Source organism: Massilia sp. 01N417, from assembly GCF_056399645.1.
The window spans coordinates 1-500 of sequence record NZ_JBFTRS010000069.1; the positions used below are offsets into that span (position 1 = coordinate 1).

The following is a 500-nucleotide window of genomic DNA, read 5'->3' on the forward strand; positions in this document are numbered from 1 at the left end:
GTCTGCAACTCGACTGCGTGAAGTTGGAATCGCTAGTAATCGCGGATCAGCATGCCGCGGTGAATACGTTCCCGGGTCTTGTACACACCGCCCGTCACACCATGGGAGCGGGTTTTACCAGAAGTAGGTAGCTTAACCGCAAGGAGGGCGCTTACCACGGTAGGATTCGTGACTGGGGTGAAGTCGTAACAAGGTAGCCGTATCGGAAGGTGCGGCTGGATCACCTCCTTTCTAGAGTGGCACRGCATCCAACGATGCATCATCAAGCGTCCACGCTTATCGGCTGTTGAAAAGAACTGTATTTATCTAAGCTGAAAATCTTAGATAAGTGTAGTTCTCGTTCTTTAACAATCTGGAAGAAGTAAAGTTTTCTTTAAGCGTGTAGCTAACGAAAGTTRGAYGCACACTTAGGGTAGAAATCTGTATGTATCAACAAACAAAGTAAGCTGTCATTTGCCTRTGACGTTCTCTATTACTCATGTAGAGGCCAACGTTATAGG

1 rRNA gene is annotated in these 500 nt (G+C 47.0%); it reads left to right on the forward strand.

Features of this window, described 5'->3' with window-relative positions:
- A 16S ribosomal RNA gene (locus AC1DOQ_RS26975) occupies positions 1-231 on the forward strand; the annotation flags it as partial.
- Positions 232-500: the final 269 nt, after the last annotated feature.